Origin of the sequence: Amycolatopsis sp. NBC_00438, from assembly GCF_036026695.1 — a bacterium.
In the GTDB taxonomy this organism is placed as follows: Bacteria; Actinomycetota; Actinomycetes; order Mycobacteriales; family Pseudonocardiaceae; genus Amycolatopsis.
In genome coordinates, this window is sequence record NZ_CP107923.1 from 6,328,085 (window position 1) to 6,351,862 (window position 23,778).

The following is a 23,778-nucleotide window of genomic DNA, read 5'->3' on the forward strand; positions in this document are numbered from 1 at the left end:
AGCGGTCAGGAACCGACGCGTTCGATGATCAGCTCGCGGACCCGCTTCGCGTCGGCCTGCCCCTTGGTCGCCTTCATGACCGCGCCGACGATTGCGCCCGCCGCCGCCACCTTGCCGCCGCGGATCTTCTCCGCGACGTCCGGCTGCGACGCCAGGGCCTCGTCGATCGCCGCGAGCAGAGCCGAGTCGTCCGAGACGACCTTCAGCCCACGCTTCTCGACGACCTCGCGCGGCGAGCCCTCGCCGGCCAGCACTCCCTGGACGACTTCCTTGGCCAGCTTGTTCGTCAGCTCGCCGGACGTCACCAGCCCGATGACCTCGGCCACCTGGGCCGGACTGATCGCCAGGTCGGCCAGTTCGACCTCGCGGGCGTTGGCCTCCTGGGCGAGGGTGTTGACCCACCAGCCACGCGCCTCGTCCGGCTTCGCGCCGGCCTCGACCGTGGCCGCGACGAGGTCGACCGCACCGACGTTCAGCAGGTCACGCAGGGCTTCGTCGGAAAGCGACCACTCCTGCTGGATCCGCTTGCGACGCTCGGACGGCATCTCCGGCAGCGTCCCGCGCAGCTCCTCGACCCATTCGCGCGAAGGCGCGATCGGGACCAGGTCGGGCTCCGGGAAGTACCGGTAGTCCTCCGCGGTCTCCTTGGTGCGGCCGGGCGACGTCGAGCCGTCGGCCTCCTGGAAGTGCCGGGTTTCCTGCTTGATCGTGCCGCCGTCGGCGAGGATCGCCGCCTGCCGGGTCATCTCGTACCGCACGGCGCGCTCGACGCTGCGCAGCGAGTTGACGTTCTTCGTCTCGGTGCGGGTGCCGAACTCGGTCGCGTCCTTCGCCATCAGCGAGATGTTCGCGTCGCAGCGCAGCGAGCCCTGGTCCATCCGGACGTCGGACACGTCGAGCGCGCGCAGCAGATCGCGCAGCGCCGACACGTACGCCCGCGCGACCTCGGGAGCCCGCTCGCCGGTGCCCTCGATCGTCTTGGTGACGATCTCGATCAGCGGCACGCCGGCCCGGTTGTAGTCGAGCAGCGAGTGCTCGGCACCGTGGATCCGGCCGGTGGCGCCACCGACGTGCAGCGACTTGCCGGTGTCCTCTTCCATGTGTGCGCGCTCGATCTCGACGCGCACGACCTCGCCGTCGTCGAGCGTGACGTCGAGGTAGCCGTTGAAGGCGATCGGCTCGTCGTACTGCGAGGTCTGGAAGTTCTTCGGCATGTCCGGGTAGAAGTAGTTCTTCCGGGCGAACCGGCACCACTCGGCGATCTCGCAGTTCAGCGCGAGGCCGATCCGGATCGCGCTCTCGACGGCCTTGCCGTTCACCACCGGCAGCGCGCCCGGCATGCCGAGGCAGGTCGGGCAGACCTTCGTGTTCGGCTCGCCGCCGAACTCGTTGGCGCACCCGCAGAACATCTTGGTGTTCGTGCTGAGCTCGACGTGGACCTCGAGCCCGAGCACGGGGTCGAAGCGCTCGATGACGTCGGCGTAGTCCATCAACTCGGCCACGGCAGTCACTTCGTTCCTCCCAGCTCCGGGACCTTGTGGACCAGCGAGCCACCGGCAGCGGCGTCGCGGGCGGCCTCGTACGCGGCGCCGACCCGGTAGAGCCGGTCGTCGGCGAGCGCCGGGGCCATGATCTGCAGGCCGACCGGCAAGCCGTCCTCGTCGGACAGGCCGCTCGGCACGCTCATCGCGGCGTTGCCGGCCAGGTTCGACGGGATCGTGCACAGGTCGGCGAGGTACATCGCCATCGGGTCGTCGACGCGCTCGCCGATCTTGAACGCCGTGGTCGGCGTGGTCGGCGAAACGAGGACGTCGACCTTCTCGAAGGCCGAAGCGAAGTCGCGCGTGATCAGCGTGCGGACCTTCTGCGCCGAGCCGTAGTAGGCGTCGTAGTAGCCGGACGACAACGCGTACGTGCCCAGCATGATCCGCCGCTTGACCTCGGCGCCGAAGCCCTTTTCACGCGTCAGCGACATGACCTCTTCGGCGCTGTGCGTGCCGTCGTCGGCGACGCGCAGGCCGTAGCGCATGGCGTCGAACCGGGCGAGGTTCGACGAGCACTCGCTCGGCGCGATCAGGTAGTACGCCGGCAGCGCGTAGGTGAAGTTCGGGCAGGAAACCTCGACGACCTCGGCGCCAAGCGCACGCAGCTGGTCGACCGCGGCCTGGAAGGACCGCAGCACACCCGGCTGGTAGCCGTCGCCGCCGAACTCCTTCACCACGCCGACGCGGACGCCGGACAGGTCGCCGTTCGCACCCTGGCGGGCCGCCGCGACGACCGGCGGGACCGGCGCGTCGATGGACGTCGAGTCCATCGGGTCGTACCCGGCGATGACCTCGTGCAGCAGCGCGGCGTCGAGCACCGTGCGGGCGCACGGCCCGGCCTGGTCGAGCGACGACGAAAACGCGACGAGGCCGTAACGCGACACGCCACCGTAGGTCGGCTTGACGCCGACGGTGCCGGTGACCGAGCCGGGCTGCCGGATCGAGCCGCCGGTGTCGGTGCCGATCGCCAGCGCGGCTTCGAAGGCCGCGATGGACGCCGACGAGCCACCGCCGGAACCGCCCGGGATGCGGGCGTGGTCCCACGGGTTGTGCGTCGGGCCGTACGCCGAGTTCTCGGTCGACGACCCCATGGCGAACTCGTCCATGTTGGTCTTGCCGAGGATGACGACACCGGCCTCGCGCAGCTTGCGCGTCACCGTCGCGTCGTACGGCGGGATCCAGCCCTCGAGGGTCTTCGACCCGCACGTCGTCGGGATGCCCTCGGTGGTGAGGACGTCCTTCAGCGCGAGCGGCACGCCGGCCAGCGGCGACACGGGCGCCTGGCCTGCGGCGATGCCCTCGTCGACGGCCTTGGCCGCGGCCAGCGCGCCCTCGGTGTCGACGTGCAGGAACGCGTGGACGTGGTCGTCCACCTCGGCGATCCGGTCCAGGTGGGCCTGGGTGACCTCGACCGCGGACACCTCGCGCGTGTGGATCTTCTCCGCCAGTTCCGCGGCGGTCAGCTTGATCAGCTCGGTCACTGCTCTTCCCCCAGAATCCGCGGCACCCGGAACCGGCCCTCTTCGGCGGCCGGCGCACCGGCCAAGGCCTGCTGCTGGGTGAGCCCGGGACGGACGACGTCCTGCCGGAAGACGTTCGTCAGCGGCACGGCGTGCGACGTCGGCGGCACGTCCTCGGCGGCGACCTCGCTCACCTTGGCCACCGAGTCCAGGATCTGGTCGAGCTGGCCGGCGAAGACGTCGATCTCGTCATCGGTCACGGCCAGCCTGGCCAGCTTCGCGAGGTGCGCGACCTCGTCTCGGGAAATGTTGGGCACGCGGGTGACTCCCGGGTTGTGCTGTGCGGGTTGTCTCGGAAGCTGCAAGTCTATGGTGGCGGCGTGGGCGGACTCGACTGGGTTACGCCCGGCGCAAACCGAGTGCCGTCCGGCGACACCGACGTCCCGCCCGGCGGACAGTGGGTCCCGCGAGCCGGGTGGGTCTGTCACAATCGGCGACCGGCATCGAGCGTCCCACGGCAAGGCTGGGACGCCAGAGGTGAGAGGGGCGCGTGGTGTCGTTCCTGATCCGGGTCCTCCTTCCGGACAGCCCGGGAACCCTCGGCGCGGTCGCCACGGCGCTCGGCACGGTAGGCGCCGACATACTCAGCGTGGACGTCGTCGAACGCGGCACCGGAGTGGCGGTGGACGACCTGGTCGTCGAGCTCCCCTCGGGCCGTCTCCCCGATGCGCTGATCACAGCGGCGGAGAGTGTCGAAGGCGTCGAAGTCGACGCGGTCCGCCCGTATGCGGGCGTGCTCGACACCCACCGCGAGCTCGAACTCGTCGAAGAGATAGCCGCGCGGCCGAAGACCGGTCTCGACATCCTGGCCGAGGGCGTGCCCCGCATCGTGCGCGCGGGCTGGGCGATGGTCGTCGAATACGCCGAGACCGGCGCCGTCCGGCTGGCGTCGTCGAGTGCCGCCCCGGAGACCCCCATCACAGACCTGCCCTGGCTGCCGCTCGGGCGCGCGACGGTGCTCGACAGCGAGGAAGCCTGGATCCCGGAAACGTGGAAGGAACTGGGCACCGAGCTGGCCGCGACCCCACTGGGCAAGCCGGGCCGGGCGCTGCTGGTGGCCCGCCCCGGCGGACCGAACTTCCGCGCCGCCGAAGTCGCCCGGCTGGCTCACCTGGCCGGAATCGTCGCGGTCGTCCTCGACGGCTGACCGCGTAGTCCGAAATCCGACGACGGCATCCCACCCGGCCGGGTGGTCTTGCTCTGCCGTCGACAGCCGGCGGCCTGATCGCCGTTCGGCCGATTTCGGCGACGGCATTCCGTGCCGGATCCTCGCGGCGATCCCATACCGGGCCGACCGCGCAATTGTCGAAAAGGGGCGACGTCTCCCTCGAGACGTCGCCCCTTTTCGGCAACGGACCCGCGTCGCCCACGACCTAGCGGACGAACGCCCGGTCAGACGTCGATCTGGTACGCGATCAACGTGATGTGCGGGAACGGCCGCCAGTCGCGTTCGGGCAGGCGTGTGAACCCGAGGCGTTCATAGAGCCGGTGCGCCGCGCGCATCCTGTCCAGACTGCTCAGCACCACCCTGCGGAGCCCCAGCGTCCGCGCGCGATCGAGCACGGCCCGCGTGAGCGCCTCCCCCACACCGCGGCCACGCGCCGACGCCGCGACGGCGAGCATCCGGAACTCCAGCTCGCCGGGGCGCGCAATCTCCGCATACGCCGAGCCCGGCTGAACGATCGTCACGCAGCCGAGGACGTCCCCGGCCTCACCGACGGCGACGAGCACTTCGGCCAGCTCGACCCGGCGCGCGATGTCACGCAGTTCCGCGTCGTAGCCGACGTCGCCGGCCAGATGACCATCCACGTCGTAGGCCTGGACCGTGACCTCGCCCGCCGCGAAGTACTCCTCCGGCCGCGGCGGCCGGATTTCGACGTCACCCATCCGTCTCCCCAGACTCGTCCTCGGCGGTTTCGTCGCCCACCGGCAGCGCCACCTCCCGCGCCGCCTCGGGCCCCTGCGCCAGCAGGACGCGGAAGCCGGCCTCGTCGAGCACGGGCACCTTCAGTTGGACCGCCTTGTCGTATTTCGAACCAGGCGAGTCCCCGACGACGACGAACGCCGTCTTCTTCGACACCGACCCGGCCGCCTTGCCGCCGCGGGCCATGAGGACCTCCTTGGCCTCGTCGCGGGAGAACCCGTCGAGCGAGCCCGTCACCACGATCGACAAGCCTTCGAGGTTGCGCGGGATCGACTCGTCGCGCTCCTCTTCCATCCGCACGCCGGAACGTCGCCACTTTTCGACGATCTCGCGGTGCCAGTCGACTTCGAACCACTCCTGGGTCGCGCGCGCGATGGTCGGGCCGACGCCGTCGACCTCCGACAGCTCCTCTTCGGTGGCCTCTTCGATCCGCTCGACCGAGCCGAACTCGCGAGCCAGCGCCTGCGCGGCGGTCGGTCCGACATGCCGGATCGACAGCGCGACGAGCACCTTCCACAGCGGCCGGTCCTTCGCCGCGTCGAGGTTGGCGAGCAGCTTTCGCGCATTGGCGGACAGCTCGCCCGCCTTGGTGCGGAAGAGCTCGACCTCGGACAGGCTGTCCTCGTTCAGGTCGAAGATGTCACCCTCGTCGGCGACCACCCTCGCGTCCAGCAGCGCGACCGCCGCCTCGTAGCCGAGGACCTCGATGTCGAAGCCGCCGCGGCCGGCCAGGTGGAAGAGCCGCTCCCGCAGCTGCGCGGGGCAGAACCGGGTGTTCGGACAGCGGATGTCCTTGTCGCCTTCCTTCTGGTAGGCGAGCTCGGTGCCGCATTCCGGGCAATGGGTGGGCATGACGAACTCGCGCTCGTCGCCCGTGCGCGCGTCCACCACGGGCCCGAGGACCTCGGGGATGACGTCGCCGGCCTTGCGGATGACGATCCGATCGCCGATCAGCACACCCTTGCGTTTGACCTCTTCCCCGTTGTGGAGGGTGGCGCGCGCGACGGTCGACCCCGCGACCGTGACCGGCTCGGTGACCGCGAACGGCGTCACGCGCCCGGTGCGGCCGACGCCGACCTGGATGTCCAGCAACGTGGTGATCGCCTCTTCGGGCGGGTATTTGTACGCGATCGCCCACCGCGGTGCCCGCGACGTCGTGCCCAGCCGCCGCTGCAGCGACACCTGGTCGACTTTGATGACGACGCCGTCGATCTCGTGCTCGGCGTCGTGCCGGTGTTCGCCCCAGTAGGCGATGTGCTCGGTGAGCTCCTCGGCCGTCGTCAGGACCATGCTGTGCGGCGACACCGGCAGGCCCCACGCGGCCAGCGCGTCGTACGCCTCGGACTGGCGCCGCGGCTCGAACCCCTGGCGTTTGCCGAGCCCGTGGCAGATCAGCCGAAGCCGGCGCTCCTTCGTGATCTTGGGGTCCTTCTGCCGCAGCGACCCGGCCGCGGTATTGCGCGGATTCGCGTACGGCGGCTTGCCTGCTTCGACCATCTTCGCGTTCAGCTCGAGGAAGTCCTCGACGCGGAAGAAGACCTCGCCACGCACCTCGACCAGCGCGGGCACCGGGAACTGGTCGGTGCCCGTGAGCGTCTCGGGAACCTGCTCGAGCGTGCGCATGTTCAGCGTCACGTCCTCGCCCGTGCGGCCGTCACCCCGGGTGAGCGCCCGGGTGAGGTGGCCGTTTTCGTACAACAGGTTGATCGCCAGGCCGTCGATCTTCAGCTCGGCCAGGAACTCGGTGCGCCCGACCTCCTTCTCGACGCGTTCGACCCACGCCAGGAACTCGTCCCGGTCGAACACGTTGTCCAGGCTGAGCATGCGCTCGAGGTGGTCGTACGCGGTGAACTCGGTCGAGAACGTGCCCCCGACCCGCTGGGTCGGCGATTCGGGCGTGACCAGCGCCGGGTGCGCGTCTTCGATCGCCTGCAGCTCGCCGAGCAGCTCGTCGAACTGCCCGTCGGAGACGATCGGCGAGTCCAGGACGTAATAGCGGAACTGGTGGTTGCGAAGTTCTTCCGCGAGCGCGCTGTGGCGTTCGCGCACGTCGGCCGGGACGTCGGTGACGTCCTCGGCGGCCTCCGGGGCGTCCACCGCCGCGATCTGGTCCTGGGGAAGGTCTGTGCTGCTCACGGGTGGTGAGCCTAGTCGGCGGCACCGACATTTCCGGACGTCCCGGCGCCGAGCCCGCGAACCAGTTCACGGAACTCCAAAAGAGTGATCGCGCCCGCCGGCTCGGTCTCCGCAGTCTCGACACGCCGTAGTCGTTCAGCCGCCAGCCGTTCACCCAATGTGGCGTCGAGGGGCAAGAACGTCATGGTCAGCCGGGCGGCCTCGTCGAGATCCCGGAACCCGGGGTGGAAGACGGCGACGTCGACGACGTCCTCGTCCACCTGCGCGACGACCCGGACGTCGGCCAGCGAGATCCGGTGCTCGCCGAGGTTGACGGTGACCTCGGTCGGATCGGGCACAGGCGGGACCGAGTCGTGGTACTCCCAGATGGCGTCGTCCGGCGGCGCGGCGGCCCGCCACGCGTCGGTGTACGGCCGCACTTCCGGGTCCTCCTGACCCGTCACGACCAGGGCGTAGATCGACCGGCGACCACGTTCGAGCGAGAAGTGCAGCCGCGGGTGCAGGGCCTCGACCAACTGGCAGAGCTCGTGTTCGACCCGGTGCGGCTCGCCCTCGCCGAGCGCCGCGCTGACCATCGGGAGCAGGTCGTACCAGCCCTGCCAGAACGTCTCCGCGGCGACCGCCGGGTCCTCCGGCACGTGCTGCTCCGGCCACGCGGTGCGCGGGTCGGGCGGATCGGCGGTGGTGCTTTTGCGGCGGAACAGGCGCATGGCTATCGGTGGTCCTCGTTCGGTCGGCTTCCCCGACACGCTACTTGGCGTGCCGCGCCGACGTCGGCGAGTTGCCGGATTCCGTCACCACCCTTCCGGTGGCTCCACGAAGGCCTTGCCCAGGTCGCGCGACAGCGCGAGAGCCCGGCGCATCCAGTCCGGTGTCGCGCCGGCGAGACCGCAAGCGGGGGTCGGCACGGCGCGTTCGGCCAGGACGCTGTGGTTGAAGCCGAGCCGGCTCGCCAGCCGGAACGGCGCTTCACCGACGTCCTTCAGGCTCAGCGGCGCGGAGGGGGCGGTGGTCGGGATCGCGCCCATGAACAGCGTCGCCCCGCCGTCCCACACCTCGCCGATCTCGTCGAGGAACGCGGCGGACGAGCCGTCGAGAGCCCGGAGGTCGAACGCCAAGGCGTCCGCGCCGGCCTCGCGCAGCAGCCCGAGCGGTGGTTTCGGGGCGCAGCAATGCACGATCACGGGCTGACCAGTGATCGTGCGCGCGCCTTCGATGACAGTGGCGAGCAGGTCACGGGCTTCGGGTTCCGGCACAGCCGCGACGTTCCCGTAGCCGGACGGCGTCGACAGCCCACCGGCCAGCACCGTGGGCAGCGACGGCTCGTCGAACTGCACGACCACGGGCGCGCCGGTCCTGGACCGGACCTCCGCGACGTGCTCGGCGAGGCCGTCGAGCAGGGAAGACGTGAAGTCCCGCAGCGCGCCGCGATCCGTGAGCACCCGGTGGCCGCGGGGCAGCTCGATCCCGGCACCGAGCGTCCACGGCCCGGCGACCTGGACTTTGAAGACCGGTGGCGTGACACCGGCCTTCTCCTTGGCTTCCTGCACCGCGTCCAAGTCCCAGCGGAGCAGGTCGACGGCCCGGCGGTGTTCGTGCCCCGGCCGAGCCGCGACGCGGTAGCCGCTGGGCACGACCTCGACGGCCAGGTCCACCAGCAGCGCCGCCGTCCGGCCGAGCATGTCCGCCCCGACGCCGCGGGCCGGCAATTCCGGCAGGTGCGGGAAGTCCGGCAGCTCGCCGAACACGACCGCCGCTGCCTCCACGGGGTCCGTGCCGGGCATGGAGCCGATCGCCGTCGCGGCACCGCTGGGCCAAACTCGTTCGCTCACAACCTCGGATTGTGGTCGACCATCGGCCGCCGACGCCGACCGGGCCACCGCACAGCACCCCGCGGAGGCAGACATACGCCGCATTTCCCGTTACCTGGCCCGTGGGCGCGTCCGCGCGGATAGGCTGCCCGGTCATGACGAGTTCGCCACCGCAACCGGGTTGGTACCCCGACGCGCGGGACCCGCGGCTGCACCGCTGGTGGGACGGTCAGGCCTGGACCGCCAACACACGTCCGGCCCACCAGCCACTGCCAAGCGACTCCGAGCCGATCGAGCTGGACATCGAACGCGCGCACGACCCGTCGCGAATCCAGAACCAGGTCAACCGCGCCACCCGCGGCCGCGACGGCAGCACGCGCAACGGCGGCGGGACGTTGTTCACCGAGCCGGTCTTGGTCGTGAACCAGCGCGCCAAGCTGATCGAGATGGCCAACGAGTTCGGCGTCTTCGACCAGAACGGCACCCGGATCGGCGGCGTCGTCGAGGTCGGTCAGAGCACGCTGAAGAAGGCGATCCGGCTCCTGACCAACTACGACCAGTTCCTGACCCACAAGTTCGAAGTCCGCGACGCCAATCACAGCACGGTGCTGAAGGTGACGCGGCCGGCCAAGGTGTTCAAGTCCCGATTCCTCGTCACCCGGGCCGACGAGTCCCCGATCGGCGAGATCGTCCAGGAGAACGTCTTCGGGAAGATCCGTTTCGGCTTTGTCGTCGACGGACGTTCGGTCGGCGGGATCTTCGCCGAGAACTGGCGGGCCTGGAACTTCTCGATCCGGGACCACGCCGGCACCGAGGTCGCCCGGGTGACCAAGACCTGGGGTGGCTTCATCAAGGCCGCCTTCACCACCGCCGACAACTACGTGGTCGAGATCCCTCATCCGTTACCGGATCCCCTGGCCAGCATGGTGGTCGCCGCGGCCCTCACGATCGACACCGCCCTGAAGCAGGACACCAACTGATCTAGTGACCGGCGTCTCATCTTCTCCAGGTGGACAGCGGGCCCGGCACAGCTCAGGGTGAAGAAAGGCCGGGACGCCGGAGTCTCGCCGGGACGGAGGTCACCGTGGAACCGTTGCCGGAAAGCAGCGACCGGATCTGGACCGAACCCGGGATCTACGAGGTGTCTTCGGGCGTCTACCGAATCCCGCTGCCGCTGCCCAACGACGGTCTGCGCGCAGTGAACGTCTACGCGGTCACCGACGGCAAGAAGCTGGTCCTGGTCGACTCCGGCTGGGCCCTCGACGTCGCCCGCCAACAGCTGACGGACGCCCTCGGCGGGATCGGCGCCGAACTCGCCGACGTCAGCGAGTTCCTCGTGACCCACATCCACCGCGACCACTACTCGCAAGCGGTAGTACTCCGCCGTGAGTTCGGTTCGAAGATCGCGCTCGGCCAAGACGAAGAGCCATCGCTGAAGGTTTCGGGCAACCCCGACCGGCTGCCGATGGAAGCCCAGGTCGACCTCCTGTTCAAGGCCGGCGCCGGCGAGGTCGTCGAAGCACTGGGCCGCGAGTTCGGCACCAACCGGCGCCACCGGGAAGCCGATCTCTGGGAAGCGCCTGACGAGTGGCTGACGCCGGGACGTCGATCGATCATGCCGGGGCGCGAATTCGACATCGTCGCCACACCGGGACACACGAGCGGACACGTCGTCTTCGTCGACGACACGGCCGATCTGCTGTTCTCCGGTGACCACGTCCTGCCGCACATCACCCCGTCCATCGGATTCCAGCCGGTGCCGGCCGAGTTACCTCTGAACGACTTCATGGATTCGCTGCGTCTGGTGCGTTCCATGCCTGACCGCCGCATGCTTCCCGCTCATGGCCCGGTGTCGGAGAGCGTGCACACTCGCGTCGACGAACTGCTGGAACACCATCGTGAACGCCTCGAAACCATGGGCGGGCAGATTGCTGCCGGCGCGAGCACGGCGTTCGAGGCCGCGCACCGAGTCGGCTGGACCCGCCGAAAGCGCAAGCTGTCCGAAATGGACTCGTTCAACCAGATGCTCGCGGTCCTGGAAACCGCGGCACATCTCGACCTGCTGGCTTCGCAGGGCAAATTGACCGCACAGACCATCGACGGAGTCCTGCACTACAAGGTGCTCTGAGGACTTCCTGCACACTGGGTGCAATGGATGTCATCAGACGTGCCAGGGCGGCGGACATCGAGGCGCTCGCGCGCTTGTTCGACGCACCAGGCGGACCGCTGGCAACCGCACTCCACGAGCTCACGAGCACCCCGCACGTCACGCTGGTCGTCGCCGAGGACGACAAGGGCATCGTTGGATCTGCGCAACTGACGGTGATGCGTGGTCTGGCCTGGGACGGCGCCACCCGTGGTCTGCTGGAAGGCATCCGCGCCTCCCGGCGAGGGGTGACGAGCGCGCTTCTGAGCTGGGGTGTCGACGAGGCCCGCCGACGTGGTTGCACCCGCCTCCACCTGGACTCCGGGCTCGCCCGCGCCGACCTGCGAGAGTTCTACGCGCGTTTCGGGTTCGAACACAGCTATCAAGGGTTCACGCGCGCACTGTGATACTGGCGGCGTGACCGACTACACCATCCGCACAGCACGGCGTGACGACGTCGAAGCGATAGTGCACATGCTGGCGGACGACCAGCTCGGCGCGACCCGCGACGACCCAGCCGATCTTGCCCCGTACCTGCAGGCATTCGACGCTATCGATGAGGACCCCAGCCAGCTCCTGGTCGTTGTCGTGGCCGATGACGAGGCTGTCGGAACCCTGCAGCTGACCGTCATTCCCGGCCTGGCGAGGCGCGGAGCACTTCGTGGCCAAGTCGAGGCCGTCCGGGTCCGGGCCGATCATCGGGGCTCCGGCCTCGGTGCCGACCTTCTTCGCTGGGCGATCGACGAGTCGCGGCGGCGCGGGTGCGCCCTTGTGCAGCTCACGTCGGACACCTCCAGAACGCAGGCACACCGGTTCTACGAGCGCCTCGGTTTCGAGCCGAGCCACACGGGGTTCAAGTTGAAACTCTGAAAACCGGACGACTCGACCATCCACATAGGACAAAGTGCGGGTCACTGCTCCTTCGACACCGGCACACCATAGGTCAACATACGTCGACCATTCCCGAATCCCTCTCGGCAAGTCAAGCCACGGAGGGCACGAACGGCCCGTTCGTGCCCTCCGCCGCAATTTCGCCGAAAACTGCCGTACGGTCACGCTCATGTCACCTTCGCGCCCACTTCGCAAACTCGACCCTGCAAACGATTCCCGGAATGCCCAGGACAAGCCTCCCTTCATGCTGCAGTCGGTTCGTGCGAACCCGGATACGTTGCAGTGCTTGAAAGACGACCAGGTCGTCGACCTGATACGCGACACCGATGCCGAGATCTCCAAGCTGCAAGCACTTCAACTGAGAGCGATCGCGGACCTCAGCGTGCGCCGGAGACGGGCACCCAGCACGGCTTCCGAAGTGGCCTTGGCCCTGTCCATAACGGAACACCGTGCCGGCACCATTGTTTCCGCGGCCAACGCGCTGATCGCCCGGCTTCCCCGCATGCTCAACCTCATGGACGACGGCAGGCTGGACCTCTATCGCGCCATGAAGGTCACGGACGCGACCGCTTGGGTTTCCGGTGACTACGTGCGCATCGTCGACGAAGCACTCGAAGACCGGGTTCCCGGACGGAACGCCACCCAGGTCCGTCGGGCGGCTGCCTATGCCGCTGCGAAAGCCGACCCGGTAGGTGCTGCGAGCCGCACCGAGCAGAAACTCACCGAACGACGGTTCGCCCTGCACCACCAAGACGCCGCGGTGACCCATCTGTCGATCAACAACGCTCCAACCGAGAAGGCGACCGCAGCCTACGCCCGCATCGATCGGGCGGCTCGCGCTCTGAAGACCCCCGAAGAAGCACGAACGCTGGACCAGCTCCGAGCTGACGTCGCGATGGATCTGCTGCTGAGCGGTACAGGTGGGCCGAGCGTGCGAGCCGAGGTGTTCTTGCACATCGACCTGGCCACCTATCTGAGCTTGAACGATCTCCCGGCGACCTTGGCCGGCCGGGGCCCGATCGCCCCCGCGGTCGCCCGCAACATCATCAGCGGGCCCGACACGACGTTGCGGCGAGTTCTCACCGACCCGCGCACTGGCCAAGTGGTCGAGCTCTCGCCGACGCGTTATCCGCTCGACCAAGCGCAGGACGAGTTCATCCGCGTCCGCGATCAGGAATGCCGACAGCCCGGGTGCACGCGGCCTGCCCAGAGTTGCGGGATCGAACCGACTCGCGCGTCAGGCAAGGCTGAAGCGGTCGCGCACCAGCCAGTCACTTTCTGCTCTCGCCACCGCAAGCTGAAGAGCCAGCCGGGGTGGGCCTACGAGGTAGCTCCCGACGGGACCGTGAATGTTGCGACGCCGACCGGCAGGGTTCGCTCGACAACACCGCCATCAATGCATCCGATCCACCGACGAGCGAACCGGTCCTCGAAAAAGCCGCGGAAATGACGAGGTCAGCGCGTGCCTGAGATCTTCGCACTACCCAAGACGATATCGCCGCCGTCAGAGTCCGGCCGGTAAAGCACGACGACCTGACCAGGGGCGACTCCACGCAAAGGTTCACGCAGCTGCACCGACATGGTGTCCGAGTCCACCTCGGCGACCGCGTCGACGATTCCGCCGTGAGCCCGAACCTGGACCACACACTCAGTCGGCTCCGTCAGCGGACGACCACTGGGCCAGATCGCGCGGTCGGCGTCGATCACGTCGATCCCGAGGTCGGCCACGGAACCGACCTTGACGGAACCGGACACCGGCTCCAGGGACAGGACGTAGCGAGGACGCCCGTCAGGCGCCGGAGCTTCGATACCAAGACCCTTGCGTTGCCCCACAGTGAAACCGTGTACGCCGGTGTGCCGGCCGAGTACCGCGCCGGTTTCCGCGTCGACGAGCTCGCCCGGACGCTGCCCCAGCCGGTTCTCGAGGAATTTCTTCGTGTCGCCGTCCGGAATGAAGCAGATGTCGTGACTGTCCGGCTTGTTCGCGACGGACAATCCTCGCTGTTCTGCCTCGGCCCGCACCTCGGTCTTCCAAGAGTCGCCGAGCGGGAACATCGCGTGGCTGAGCTGCTCCGCAGTAAGGGAGGCAAGTACGTAGGACTGGTCCTTACCGCTGTCCGCGCTGCGGCGCAGCTCCGGCACACCATCAGCTACGGACAAACGTGCGTAATGGCCGGTTGCGACCGCGTCGAAGCCGAGTGCCATCGCCTTTTCGAGGAGAGCTTCGAACTTGATCTTCTCGTTGCAGGTGACACAGGGGTTCGGCGTGCGGCCGGCGGCGTACTCGCCGACAAACGTCTCCACGACTTCTTCGGTGAATCGCTCGGCGAAGTCCCAGATGTAGAACGGGATACCGAGGATGTCAGCGGCTCGCCGGGCATCGTGCGAGTCTTCGATCGTGCAGCAGCCGCGCGAACCGGTGCGCAGGGTGCCAGGTTTGGCCGACAGGGCCAAGTGCACGCCGACGACATCGTGCCCGGCATCAACCGCGCGCGCCGCGGCGACCGCCGAATCCACTCCTCCGCTCATCGCGGCCAAAACCCGCATTGCCCTACACCTCTTGCTTCTGGGTCTGCTTGCGCATTCCGGCAAGTCCGGCTTGCCTCGCGCGTGTAACTACTCCGCCGATCTCGGCTGCGACTGCATCGACGTCGGCGGCGGTGGACGTGTGGCCGAGAGAGAATCTGAGCGAACCGCGAGCAGCGGCCGGGTCAGCGCCCATAGCGAGAAGCACGTGGCTCGGCTGGGCAACGCCTGCAGTGCACGCGGATCCTGTCGAGCACTCGATGCCCTTGGCGTCGAGCAGCATCAGCAGGCTGTCGCCGGCGCATCCGGGGAACGTGAAATGGACATGGCTAGGGAGCCGTTCGCCCTTTTCGCCGTTGAGGACGGCGTCGGGCACCTCTCGGCGGACCGCTTCAATGAGCCCGTCGCGCAGTTCCTCGACGCGCTTCGCGTATTCGGTCCGGGCGGAGATGCTGGTCCGGACAGCAGTCGCGAACCCCACGATCGCCGGGACATCCAAGGTGCCGGAGCGGACGCTGCGTTCCTGGCCGCCACCGTGCAGCAGAGGCACGCATGTCACGTCGCGACCGAGCAGGAGGGCTCCCACACCGAACGGGCCACCGAGCTTGTGGCCCGTGAACGTGAGCGCAGCTGCGCCGCTGGCGGCGAAGTCGACCGGCACAGCGCCGACCGCCTGGACCGCGTCTGTGTGCAGCGGGATGTCGAACTCGGCGCACACGGCGGCCAGTTCGGCGATCGGGTTGATCGTGCCGACCTCGTTGTTGGCCCACATCACCGTCACCAGCGCGACACTTTCGGGATCCGCGGCGATGGCGGCGCGCAGGACGTCGGGCGACACCCGGCCCTGGCTGTCCACATCCAGCAAGGTGATCTCGGCATCGCGGGATTCGAGCCACTCGACAGTGTCGAGCACCGCGTGGTGTTCGGCGGCACCGCACAAGATGCGCCGGCGCTGCTTCTGCTCGTCGTGACGAGCCCAGTAGATGCCCTTGAGTGCGAGATTGTCGCTCTCGGTGCCGCCGCCGGTGAAGATCACTTCGGATGGGCGGGCGCCCAGTGCGTCGGCGATGGTCTCTCGGGCTTCCTCGACCATCCGGCGGGCTCGGCGGCCCGAGGAATGCAGCGCTGAGGCGTTGCCCACGGTGGACAGCGCCTCGGTCATCGCCGCTATGGCTTCGGGCAACATCGGTGTGGTCGCCGCGTGGTCGAGATAGGTCATCGCCCCTTCAGGGTAGTCCGCTCCAGCGCGTGACGAAGCGCACCCTGACCCTCGAAGTGGGCTGTCACACCTTCGACGGCCAGCGCCCGGTCAGCCGGACGCCCAGGAGGGCGAGCCCTACCGAGGCGACCGTGAGCAGGGCCATCGCCGGCGACGGGTCGAGAACGGAGCCGACCACGCCGAGAAGGACGCCACCCAGGCCGATGAGCAGTGCCGAGCCGACCCAGTCCGCGAGCTGCATCGCCGAGGTGTTGAACCCCCGCTCGCCCTCGGGCGAGTAGCGGAGCAGGAGGACCGAGGTCGCGGGCATCGCGATCCCCATTCCCGCGCCGCCGACCGCGCAGGCCACGAAGGCTGTCCAGCCGGGGAACCAGGGCTGTGAGACCAACCCGAAGCAGATCAAGCCGGCCGTGACGAGCCAGAATCCGGTGCGTAGGGATGCCTCCCTCGACCAGTTGACGTAGCGGCCCTGGGCGGCAGATGCCGCGGACCAGCCCAGTGCCGTGATCGTCAGGGGCAAGCCGGCGAGGGCCGGGCTGTAGCCGTGGACCGCGCTCATCGTCAGGGGCAGGTATGCCTCCATCCCGGCGTATGCGCCCGCGATCAACGCGCGGGAGGCGACGACCGTGGGGAGGCCTCGGCGAGAGGTCAGTGTCCCCGTCGGGAGCAGTTTGCGGAGGGCGTAGCCGAGGGCTACCAGCCCGACTGTGCCGTAGCCGAGGGCGAGGAGGGACTGGTGCTGCGCGGCCCAGGTCAGGGCGGCAATGCCCAGGGCGGCGATGAGCGCTTGGAAAACGCCTGCGCGGGGGCCGCCCGCGGCGGGGACGTGCGCGGGCAGGCGGCGGACGACCACCAGCAACATGGCCACGCCCACGACCACGAGCGGGACCAAGCCCAGGAACACCCAGCGCCAGCCGACGCTGATGGTCAGGAATCCGGCCACGGACGGGCCGATGACCGCGGGCAGGACCCAGGCGGCGGCGTTCGCGGCGTAGATCACCGGGCGCTCATGATCGGTGAACGTCAAGGCGATCAGGAGCGAGACCGAAACCAGGAGCAGTCCCGATCCGAAGCCCTGCAGGGCGCGGCCGAGCAGGAGGGTCGGCATACCCGTCGCCGTTCCTGCGACGAGCAGGCCGGCTGCGAACAATGCCGGGCCTGCGAGCAGGGCCGGTGCTGGGCCGCGGCGGTCGCCGATGCGGCCCGACAACACCGTGGCGACGACGCTGGAGATCAGGAAGATCGTGAACGGCCATGAGTACAGGGACAGCCCGTGCAGGTCGGCGACCAGGGTCGGCATCGCCGTCGCGACGCCCATGTTCTCGAAAGCGACCAGGGTGACCACGAGCAGCAGCGCGATCGTCGTCAGCCGGTGTTCCGGGCTCCAGAGCACACTGCGGCGGACGGGCGCGGGGTCGATGGTCGAGGTCATGATCAGCAGCGTGCAACCTCCAGCCCGCTGGAGGTCAAGCCGATTTCACGCGGAGTGGCGCGTCGCCGGCTCCAGGCGCAGGTCGCGAGCGAGGGCGGCGGCCTCGCCGCGGGAGGTCACGTCCAGCTTGTCGAGGATGTTGCGGACGTGGAACTTCACCGTGTGCTCGCTGAGCTGCAACTGCTCGGCGATCTGCCGGTTGCGCAGGCCCTGGGAGATTCCCGACAACACCTCGATCTCGCGCGGGTTGAGCCGGTCGAGCGGGCGCAGTTCCGGCGGTTCGGCCACGCCGAGGGGCAGGACGGCGGTGACCGTCGTCCCCCAGCCCGGGACGGCGTCGACCTCCCAGTGACCACCCAGCGTGGTGAGCCGTTCGGTCAGGCCGCCCGCCGGGACAGCCGCGGCGACCTCGGGGCTGTCGTCGCGGACCGTGATGCGGACGACCGAGCCGTCCAGGCGCCAGGACGCCCGCAGGCGCGTGGTCGCCGGGCGGTTTAGGGCGGCGAGCACCAGGCCGCGGGTCAACGTCCGGGCCGTGTGGGCGATGTCTTGCGCGAGCGAGCCCTCGCCGACCGGACCGACCAGGTCGACGTGGACGTCCGTGTGCCGCGCCAGGTCGGCGAGCTGGTCCTTGAGCACGGCGAACGCCGCGCCCGCCGACTCCACGGACATGGCCTGGTCGCGGTCGACGACGCCCTTGAGCTCGAGCAGGGCGTCGGCGGCCAGGTCGACCGCCGTCCGGCGCGCGGCGGCGTCCGGGAGCCGGCCGGATCGAAGCACCGCCAGGAGGGTCGACAGGGTCGTCGTGTGGGTCTGGCCGAGGTCGGTGATCGCCTGGGCCCGCGCGGTCGCCGCGGCGAGGTTGCTGGCCAGGACCTCCGGACCCGGGTCGGTCGCACGCTGGCCCGCGTCCGTGCTGAGGATGTGCCACAGCCGGGCGGCCAGCTCCAGCTCGGCGGCCGGCGGCTCCGGGGCCGAGAGCACCACGGCCAGCACCGCGCCCTTGCCGACCGGTGGTGACGACGCGAGCAGGACGAGAGGGCGTTCGATGCCGCCCAGGACGCCCTCGACAACCAGCGCGGTGCCCGGCTCGCTGCGGTCGACCAGCCGTTGCAGCTCGACGCTCGTCACCGCTTGGGCGACTGCCGGGTCGCCGACGACCTTGAGCGGGCTGCGCGGGCAGTCGCCCGTCTGCATCGCCGCGGCGCGGTGCGGGATCAGCACCCCCAGCTCGATGGAGAACTGGGTGAGCAGCTGGGGGCGCGGCGCCGACAACAGCCGTTCGACGACGTCGAGCACGTGTCGCGGATCCGACCAGGAAGCGTCCATGGTTCCAAAGTAGGCGCGCTCGTACGCCGACGGACTGCTCGTCCGGCTAGTGAACACTGCTCGTCCGAGTGGTTCGGTGTGCCCGACGGGCGAGTTGACTCGGTGACGAGGACATTCGAGCATCGAAGGTCCCGAAAACGAGGAGCGCAGACGACACCATGCGAGCGATCACCTTCGCCGGGTACGGCGGACCGGACGTCCTGAAGCTGTCCGAGGTTCCGGTGCCGGAGCCCGGTCACGGGCAGGTGCGGCTGGCTGTGCGGGCCGCCGGGATCAACCCGATCGACTGGAAGATCCGCAGTGGCGGGATGGCGCAGAACTTCCCGGTCGACTTCCCCCACACCCCCGGGCTTGAGGTGGCCGGGGTCGTCGACGCCGTCGGCGAGGGCGCCGCCTTCTCCGTGGGCGACGAGGTCTTCGGCTGGTCCGAGACGGGCGCCTACGCCGAATACGCCTTGGCGAAAACGCTTGCGCCTAAGCCCACGGGCCTCTCGTGGGCAGACGCCGCGGCGTTGCCGGTCGCTGGTGAGACAGCCCTTCGCGTCCTGAACCTGCTCGATGTCCGCGAGGGCGAGACGCTGCTCATCCACGGCGCCAGTGGCACAGTGGGCCGGTTCGCGGCGCAGGCCGCCCTCGCGAAGGGGCTGACCGTCATCGGCACCGGCGGCAGCCGGAGCCTCGACGATCTGAAGTCGCTCGGCGTCATCCCTGTCCTGTACGGCGACGGCTGGGTGGAGCGGGTCCGCGAAGCCGCGTCGGGCTCGGTCGACGCCGTTTTCGACACCTCCGGGCACGGCGTCCTGCCGGGCTCGGTCGAGCTGCGGGGTTCGCAGGAGCGGATCGTCACGATCGCCGACGCCGCGGCGTTCGAGCTGGGGCTGACCTTCTCCAGCGGCGGCGAGCAGTCGCGCGAGGTCCTGGAGGGGATCGCCGGCTGGGTGACCGACCGCGGGGTGACCATCGCGCAGGGCAAGAGTTACCCGCTCGCCGATGCGGCGGCGGCCCAGATCGAGAGCGAAGGCGGGCACCCGGGCGGGAAACTGACGCTCGCCGTCAGCTGACGGCGAAACGGGCCTGTCGCCGGACATCGGCAGCAGACCCGTTCGTGAGCCGACCAGGGCCTGTCGCCGGATCGCGGCGACAGGCCCGGATCACTTCGCGGGAGACGAAGCCGGGGAGAGCGCGACCTGACCAGGCACCGCCCGAGTGGCCACTTCATCGTGTTCCGCACCGGCGGGCCGATGAGCCGGCGCGCGCTCGTCGGCAGCTCGGGCCGGCACGGTCTGCGTGGACACGGCTCGCGTGGGCCCAGCCTTGGCCGCCGCCTCGGCAGACACGGCCCGAGTGGCCACGGCCTGCGCGGCCACAGCATGGACAGACACCGCTCGAGCAGGCGCAGCCTGGACAGACGACACAGCCTGCGCGGCCGCAGCAGACACGACCGGCGTGGTCACAACCTGACCAGACGTGGACCGAGCAGGCCCGGCTTGGGTGCCCATCGCCCGGGACGCCGTCACGTCGAACGGCGTGACCACGACTCCGGGGGACGCCACGTCGAATGCCGTGGCCTGCGCCGATGCGGCGAGGACCGGCACAACCTGCGGGCGAGAAGCCCGTCGCCGCTGAGCCGGGATCTGCACCGTTCCCAGCGCGGAATGGACCGCCGCTTCGGCCAGCTCGGCCAGCTCGCGGCGCGTCTCCGCGCGGCCCGGCGCGATTTCCGGGCAGATGTGGATTTCGAGCACCAGGCCCCGCAGCGCCGCGACCCGGCGCAGGGACGCGATCAGCGACTCCGGGCCGATGAACGCCGGGTGGCTGGTCTCGCGGCCGTCGGCCAGGCGGTAGCGCAGGGCGATCGGGCGGACCGGGACGCCGCCGTCGATGGCTGCCTGGAACGTCGCGGTCGTGAACCGGCCGGACGCCAGGCCGCACCACGTCGTGCCTTCGGGGGTGACGCTCACGAGCGAGCCCGAGCGCAGCGCGTCGGCCAGCTCGGCCATCGTGGCGGGCAGCGTCTTGAGCCGCTCGCGGTCGAGGAAGATGCTGCCGCCGCGACGGACCAGCCCGCCGAGCACCGGCCAGCCCGCGATCTCCTTCTTGGCCAGCGCGCGCATCGGCCGCAGCGCGTTGATCGCGACGATGTCCAGCCAGGAGATGTGGTTGTTGACCACCAGCGCACCACGGCCGGCGGGCGCGGTGCGGAAGTCGTCGCCGCCCCGGATGTCCAGGCGGACGCCGAACGCGCGCAGCACGCCCCGGAAGATCAGGCGGACCAGGCGCTCGCGGCCGCGGGCGACCAGGAGCAGCGGCGAAGCCAGCATTGCCGCGCCAACGACCACGATCGCCGCGGCGAACCGCAGCACCCGGCGCGGGAGGCCGACCACCGGGTCGCCCTCGGTGAGGCAGCCGTCGCCACACGGCGACGTCGGCATCCAGGCGTGGCTCATGCCTGGGCTCCGAGGAAGAACTTCAGGTAGCGCTCGTCGACGTTGTGCAGGTCGAGCACGACGAAGAAGTCCGCGACACCGAAGTCCGCGTCGAGCGCCGGCGGGCCGTGGACCTTGGCGCCGAGCCGGATGTAGCCCTTGATCAACGGCGGCAGCGTGGCCCGCGCCGGGCGCTCGATCGCGGAGGTGTCCCACGGGATCAGCGGCGAGACGCGCGTCGCCTCGTCCGAGTAGTGCTTGGTGCGCAGGACGTCCCAGACGCCGGCCGCGAACGAGCCGCCGTCCACCAGCGGGACCGACGCGCAACCGGCGAGGTAGCGATGGCCGGACAGCAGCATGTACCGGGCGATCCCGGCCCAGACCAGGCTGACAACGGCGCCGCTGCGGTGGTCGGGGTGCACGCACGAACGGCCGGTTTCGACCAGGGAGGGCCGCCGTTCGTCGAGCGCGCTCAGGTCGAACTCGCTGTCGGCGTAGAGCTTCCCGGCCTGGACGGCGCGGTCCGGCGGCAGCATCCGGTAGCAGCCGACGATGTCGCCCGTGTTGTCGTCCCGGACGACGAGGTGGTCGCAGAACTCGTCGAACTCGTCGACGTCGAGGCCGGGGCGCGGGGAATGCAGCCGCGCGCCCATCTCCTCGGCGAAAACCTGGTGCCGCAGGCGCTGCGCCGCGACCACTTCGTCGTTCGCGTGGGCGACCAGAAGGGAGTACCGAGGGGCGTCCGCGGGGAGCGCGGAACCCGCCTGATCAGTGCTGACGAGGAGCTGTGACGTCGTCATGGTCAAGGTGTACCCGTGCGCAGGAAACCGCGGAGAGTGCCATCCGATGACCGATTAGTGCACGTTCAGTTAATTGCGGGTTCTCAGGCTTCTCTCAGGTCCTGAAAACGCACGAAGGGCCTTCCGGGAACATCCCGGAAGGCCCTTCGTGAGAGCGGATCAGCCCTTGCGCTTCGCGACCGCTTCGGTCAGCTGCGGCGCGACGTTGAACAGGTCGCCGACGATGCCGAAGTCGGCGATCTCGAAGATCGGAGCCTCCGGGTCCTTGTTGACGGCGATGATCGTCTTCGACGTCTGCATGCCGGCGCGGTGCTGGATCGCGCCGGAGATGCCGAGGGCGATGTACAGCTGCGGCGACACGGTCTTGCCGGTCTGGCCCACCTGGAACTGCGCCGGGTAGTAGCCGGAGTCGACGGCGGCACGGGACGCGCCGACGGCCGCACCGAGCGAGTCGGCCAGCTTCTCGACGACGTCGAACTTCTCCGCCGAGCCGACACCGCGGCCACCGGAGACCACGATCGAGGCTTCGGTCAGCTCCGGACGGTCACCGCCGGTCACCGGCTCGACGCCGGTGATCTTGGTGGCCTTCGCCGCGTCGGTTGCGGGGATCTCGACGGTCTCTTCGACCGCCGCACCCTCGGCGGTCTCGGCCTCGACGGCACCCGGGCGGATGGAGACGACCGGGACGCCCTTCGACGACTTGGACTTCACCGAGAACGCGCCGCCGAAGATCGACTGGTCGATCACGCCGTCGCCGTTGACGCCGACGGCGTCGTAGATCAGTCCGGAGCCGAGCCGGACGGCCAGGCGCGCGGCGACCTCCTTGCCCTCACCGCTGGCGGTGACGAGCACGGCGGCCGGGGAGGCCTGCTGCGCCAGCGCGGCGAGCACGTCCACCTTTGGCGTGACCAGGTAGTTCGCGGCGTCGTCGCCTTCGGCGACATAGACCTTGGCGGCGCCGTGCGCGGCCAGGGACTCCTTGGCCTTGGCGGCGGTGCCGGTCGGGCCGACGACGACGGCCGACGGCTCACCGAGCGCGCGGGCCGCGGTCAGCAGTTCCAGCGTGACCTTCTTGACCTCACCGTCGACGTGGTCGACGAGGACGAGTACTTCAGCCATGTTCTTGTTTCCTCCTCGAAGAGCCGTTGTCAGATGAGCTTCTGGCCGACCAGGTACTCGGCGACCTTGGTGCCGCCGTCACCCTCGTCCTCGGTCTTCTCGCCGGCGGTGCGCGGCGGCTTCGGCGAGGCCTCGGTCACGGTGGACCAGGCGTTGGCCAGGCCAACCTCGCCTGCGTCGACACCCAGGTCGGCGAGGGTGAAGGTCTCGACCGGCTTCTTCTTGGCGGCCATGATGCCCTTGAAGGACGGGTAGCGCGGCTCGTTGATCTTCTCGCCGACGCTGACCACCGCGGGCAGGGTCGCCTCGAGGTGGGTGAGGCCGTCTTCGGTCTCCCGGACGGCCTTGATGGTGGTGCCGTCGACGGTGACCTCACGCGCGTAGGTGACCTGCGGCAGGCCGAGCAGCTCGGCGAGGATCGCCGGGACGGCGCCGCCGCGGCCGTCGGAGGACTCGTTGCCGGCGATGATCAGGTCGTAGTTCTCGACCTTGGCGATCGCGGCGGCGATGACCTTCGCGGTGGCGATGGCGTCGGAGCCGTGCAGGGCCTCGTCGGAGACGTGGATGGCCTTGTCGGCGCCCATGGACAGCGCCTTGCGGATCGCGTCGGTCGCGCGGTCGGGGCCCACCGAGAGCACGGTGACCTCGCCCTCGCCGGCTTCCTTGATCTTCAGGGCTTCTTCGACGGCCTTCTCGTTGATCTCATCGAGGACGGCGTCGGCGGATTCGCGGTCAAGGGTGTGGTCGGCCCCGCTGAGCTTTCGCTCCGAGTAGGTGTCCGGTACCTGCTTGACCAGGACGACGATGTTGGTCATGGGTCTTCTTCGACCTCCCGGTTGTGGCCCGCGGGCGCGCCACGGGTCAGTGCTCTACTGGCCGGTAGATTAGGGCCATTCCGCCGCCAGGACCCGCCGAGGTGACGCCATTCACCTGGATGCGCAAACTACTGGGACCA

At 69.5% G+C, this 23,778-nt stretch carries 21 protein-coding genes and 1 pseudogene; 7 read left to right on the forward strand and 15 right to left on the reverse strand.

Annotated features, from left to right (window positions below; genetic code table 11):
- Nucleotides 1–5: 5 nt before the first annotated feature.
- Genes gatB through gatC form a run of 3 tightly spaced genes read right to left on the reverse strand, consistent with a single transcriptional unit; the run spans nt 6 to nt 3,321 of the window.
- On the reverse strand, nt 6–1,511 hold the full coding sequence (gatB, locus tag OG494_RS28225; protein ID WP_328443740.1) for an Asp-tRNA(Asn)/Glu-tRNA(Gln) amidotransferase subunit GatB: 1,506 nt from the start codon (nt 1,509–1,511) through the stop codon (nt 6–8).
- Nucleotides 1,508–3,025: an Asp-tRNA(Asn)/Glu-tRNA(Gln) amidotransferase subunit GatA gene (gene gatA, locus OG494_RS28230; RefSeq protein ID WP_328443742.1), complete on the reverse strand. Its 1,518-nt coding sequence runs from the start codon at nt 3,023–3,025 to the stop codon at nt 1,508–1,510. The genes gatB and gatA overlap by 4 nt, the downstream gene beginning before the upstream one ends.
- Entirely contained in the window at nt 3,022–3,321 is a 300-nt protein-coding gene (gatC, locus tag OG494_RS28235; protein WP_247061885.1) for an Asp-tRNA(Asn)/Glu-tRNA(Gln) amidotransferase subunit GatC, read from the reverse strand. Before gatC ends, gatA begins: the two co-directional genes overlap by 4 nt.
- Before the next feature lie 236 nt (nt 3,322–3,557).
- On the opposite strand from gatC, the gene OG494_RS28240 reads away from it, so the two are divergent.
- Entirely contained in the window at nt 3,558–4,211 is a 654-nt protein-coding gene (locus OG494_RS28240) for an amino acid-binding protein (protein ID WP_328443744.1), read from the forward strand.
- A 245-nt stretch (nt 4,212–4,456) separates the two neighbouring features.
- On the opposite strand, the gene OG494_RS28245 is transcribed toward OG494_RS28240, so the two are convergent.
- From OG494_RS28245 to OG494_RS28260, 4 genes are all read right to left on the reverse strand, one after another.
- The gene (locus tag OG494_RS28245) at nt 4,457–4,951 is read right to left on the reverse strand and encodes a GNAT family N-acetyltransferase (protein ID WP_328443746.1); all 495 of its coding nucleotides are present in this window, start codon (nt 4,949–4,951) and stop codon (nt 4,457–4,459) included.
- Nucleotides 4,944–7,124, reverse strand: coding sequence for an NAD-dependent DNA ligase LigA (ligA, locus tag OG494_RS28250; protein ID WP_328443751.1), 2,181 nt, complete (start codon nt 7,122–7,124; stop codon nt 4,944–4,946). Before ligA ends, OG494_RS28245 begins: the two co-directional genes overlap by 8 nt.
- An 11-nt stretch (nt 7,125–7,135) precedes the next feature.
- A complete protein-coding gene (locus tag OG494_RS28255) occupies nt 7,136–7,834 on the reverse strand; it encodes a hypothetical protein (RefSeq protein WP_328443753.1) in 699 nt (232 codons plus the stop codon).
- Between the two features lie 84 nt (nt 7,835–7,918).
- Nucleotides 7,919–8,956 carry a methionine synthase gene (locus OG494_RS28260; RefSeq protein ID WP_328443755.1) on the reverse strand — a complete coding sequence of 346 codons (1,038 nt, stop codon included), beginning with the start codon at nt 8,954–8,956 and terminating at the stop codon, nt 7,919–7,921.
- 134 nt (nt 8,957–9,090) lie between these two features.
- Between OG494_RS28260 and OG494_RS28265 the strand changes: the two genes are divergently transcribed.
- The 5 genes from OG494_RS28265 to OG494_RS28285 all read left to right on the forward strand — a co-directional run bounded on the left by OG494_RS28265 (nt 9,091) and on the right by OG494_RS28285 (nt 13,422).
- Complete coding sequence (locus tag OG494_RS28265) at nt 9,091–9,915, forward strand: phospholipid scramblase-related protein (RefSeq protein ID WP_328443757.1); 825 nt, start codon at nt 9,091–9,093, stop codon at nt 9,913–9,915.
- A 104-nt stretch (nt 9,916–10,019) separates the two neighbouring features.
- Complete coding sequence (locus tag OG494_RS28270) at nt 10,020–11,063, forward strand: MBL fold metallo-hydrolase (protein WP_328443759.1); 1,044 nt, start codon at nt 10,020–10,022, stop codon at nt 11,061–11,063.
- 23 nt (nt 11,064–11,086) lie between these two features.
- Nucleotides 11,087–11,488 carry a GNAT family N-acetyltransferase gene (locus tag OG494_RS28275; RefSeq protein ID WP_328443761.1) on the forward strand — a complete coding sequence of 134 codons (402 nt, stop codon included), beginning with the start codon at nt 11,087–11,089 and terminating at the stop codon, nt 11,486–11,488.
- 10 nt (nt 11,489–11,498) lie between these two features.
- Nucleotides 11,499–11,951, forward strand: a complete 453-nt coding sequence (locus OG494_RS28280; protein ID WP_328443763.1) for a GNAT family N-acetyltransferase — start codon at nt 11,499–11,501, stop codon at nt 11,949–11,951.
- A 265-nt stretch (nt 11,952–12,216) separates the two neighbouring features.
- Entirely contained in the window at nt 12,217–13,422 is a 1,206-nt protein-coding gene (locus OG494_RS28285; protein ID WP_328443765.1) for a DUF222 domain-containing protein, read from the forward strand.
- A gap of 5 nt (nt 13,423–13,427) precedes the next feature.
- On the opposite strand, the gene mnmA is transcribed toward OG494_RS28285, so the two are convergent.
- The 4 genes from mnmA to OG494_RS28305 form a co-directional block, all read right to left on the reverse strand.
- A complete protein-coding gene (gene mnmA, locus OG494_RS28290; RefSeq protein WP_328443767.1) occupies nt 13,428–14,519 on the reverse strand; it encodes a tRNA 2-thiouridine(34) synthase MnmA in 1,092 nt (363 codons plus the stop codon).
- A 4-nt stretch (nt 14,520–14,523) separates the two neighbouring features.
- Nucleotides 14,524–15,717 carry a cysteine desulfurase family protein gene (locus OG494_RS28295; protein ID WP_328443769.1) on the reverse strand — a complete coding sequence of 398 codons (1,194 nt, stop codon included), beginning with the start codon at nt 15,715–15,717 and terminating at the stop codon, nt 14,524–14,526.
- Between the two features lie 64 nt (nt 15,718–15,781).
- Nucleotides 15,782–17,149: an MFS transporter gene (locus OG494_RS28300; RefSeq protein ID WP_328443771.1), complete on the reverse strand. Its 1,368-nt coding sequence runs from the start codon at nt 17,147–17,149 to the stop codon at nt 15,782–15,784.
- Between the two features lie 45 nt (nt 17,150–17,194).
- On the reverse strand, nt 17,195–18,478 hold the full coding sequence (locus OG494_RS28305) for a response regulator transcription factor (RefSeq protein WP_328443773.1): 1,284 nt from the start codon (nt 18,476–18,478) through the stop codon (nt 17,195–17,197).
- 158 nt (nt 18,479–18,636) lie between these two features.
- On the opposite strand from OG494_RS28305, the gene OG494_RS28310 reads away from it, so the two are divergent.
- A complete protein-coding gene (locus OG494_RS28310; RefSeq protein ID WP_328443775.1) occupies nt 18,637–19,539 on the forward strand; it encodes an NADP-dependent oxidoreductase in 903 nt (300 codons plus the stop codon).
- Nucleotides 19,540–20,046: 507 nt separating this feature from the next.
- On the opposite strand, the pseudogene OG494_RS28315 reads toward OG494_RS28310, so the two are convergent.
- The 4 genes and pseudogenes from OG494_RS28315 to OG494_RS28330 all read right to left on the reverse strand — a co-directional run.
- Nucleotides 20,047–20,925: pseudogene (locus OG494_RS28315) on the reverse strand (lysophospholipid acyltransferase family protein); the annotation flags it as partial.
- A complete protein-coding gene (locus OG494_RS28320; protein WP_328443777.1) occupies nt 20,922–21,704 on the reverse strand; it encodes a GNAT family N-acetyltransferase in 783 nt (260 codons plus the stop codon). The pseudogene OG494_RS28315 and the gene OG494_RS28320, both read right to left, overlap by 4 nt.
- Nucleotides 21,705–21,863: 159 nt before the next feature.
- The gene (locus tag OG494_RS28325) at nt 21,864–22,823 is read right to left on the reverse strand and encodes an electron transfer flavoprotein subunit alpha/FixB family protein (protein ID WP_328443779.1); all 960 of its coding nucleotides are present in this window, start codon (nt 22,821–22,823) and stop codon (nt 21,864–21,866) included.
- Between the two features lie 29 nt (nt 22,824–22,852).
- Entirely contained in the window at nt 22,853–23,638 is a 786-nt protein-coding gene (locus OG494_RS28330) for an electron transfer flavoprotein subunit beta/FixA family protein (RefSeq protein WP_328443781.1), read from the reverse strand.
- Between the last annotated feature and the right edge of the window lie 140 nt (nt 23,639–23,778).

Excerpts from the sequence above, each read along its gene's own strand:
- OG494_RS28305 (WP_328443773.1), bottom strand. The coding sequence starts at position 18,478 with ATGGACGCTTCCTGGTCGGATCCGCGACACGTGCTCGACGTCGTCGAA.
- OG494_RS28325 (WP_328443779.1), bottom strand. The coding sequence starts at position 22,823 with ATGGCTGAAGTACTCGTCCTCGTCGACCACGTCGACGGTGAGGTCAAG.
- OG494_RS28320 (WP_328443777.1), bottom strand. The coding sequence starts at position 21,704 with ATGACGACGTCACAGCTCCTCGTCAGCACTGATCAGGCGGGTTCCGCG.
- OG494_RS28295 (WP_328443769.1), bottom strand. The coding sequence starts at position 15,717 with ATGACCTATCTCGACCACGCGGCGACCACACCGATGTTGCCCGAAGCC.
- OG494_RS28300 (WP_328443771.1), bottom strand. The coding sequence starts at position 17,149 with ATGACCTCGACCATCGACCCCGCGCCCGTCCGCCGCAGTGTGCTCTGG.
- mnmA (WP_328443767.1), bottom strand. The coding sequence starts at position 14,519 with ATGCGGGTTTTGGCCGCGATGAGCGGAGGAGTGGATTCGGCGGTCGCC.
- OG494_RS28310 (WP_328443775.1), top strand. The coding sequence starts at position 18,637 with ATGCGAGCGATCACCTTCGCCGGGTACGGCGGACCGGACGTCCTGAAG.
- OG494_RS28275 (WP_328443761.1), top strand. The coding sequence starts at position 11,087 with ATGGATGTCATCAGACGTGCCAGGGCGGCGGACATCGAGGCGCTCGCG.
- OG494_RS28265 (WP_328443757.1), top strand. The coding sequence starts at position 9,091 with ATGACGAGTTCGCCACCGCAACCGGGTTGGTACCCCGACGCGCGGGAC.
- OG494_RS28285 (WP_328443765.1), top strand. The coding sequence starts at position 12,217 with ATGCTGCAGTCGGTTCGTGCGAACCCGGATACGTTGCAGTGCTTGAAA.
- OG494_RS28330 (WP_328443781.1), bottom strand. The coding sequence starts at position 23,638 with ATGACCAACATCGTCGTCCTGGTCAAGCAGGTACCGGACACCTACTCG.
- OG494_RS28255 (WP_328443753.1), bottom strand. The coding sequence starts at position 7,834 with ATGCGCCTGTTCCGCCGCAAAAGCACCACCGCCGATCCGCCCGACCCG.
- OG494_RS28245 (WP_328443746.1), bottom strand. The coding sequence starts at position 4,951 with ATGGGTGACGTCGAAATCCGGCCGCCGCGGCCGGAGGAGTACTTCGCG.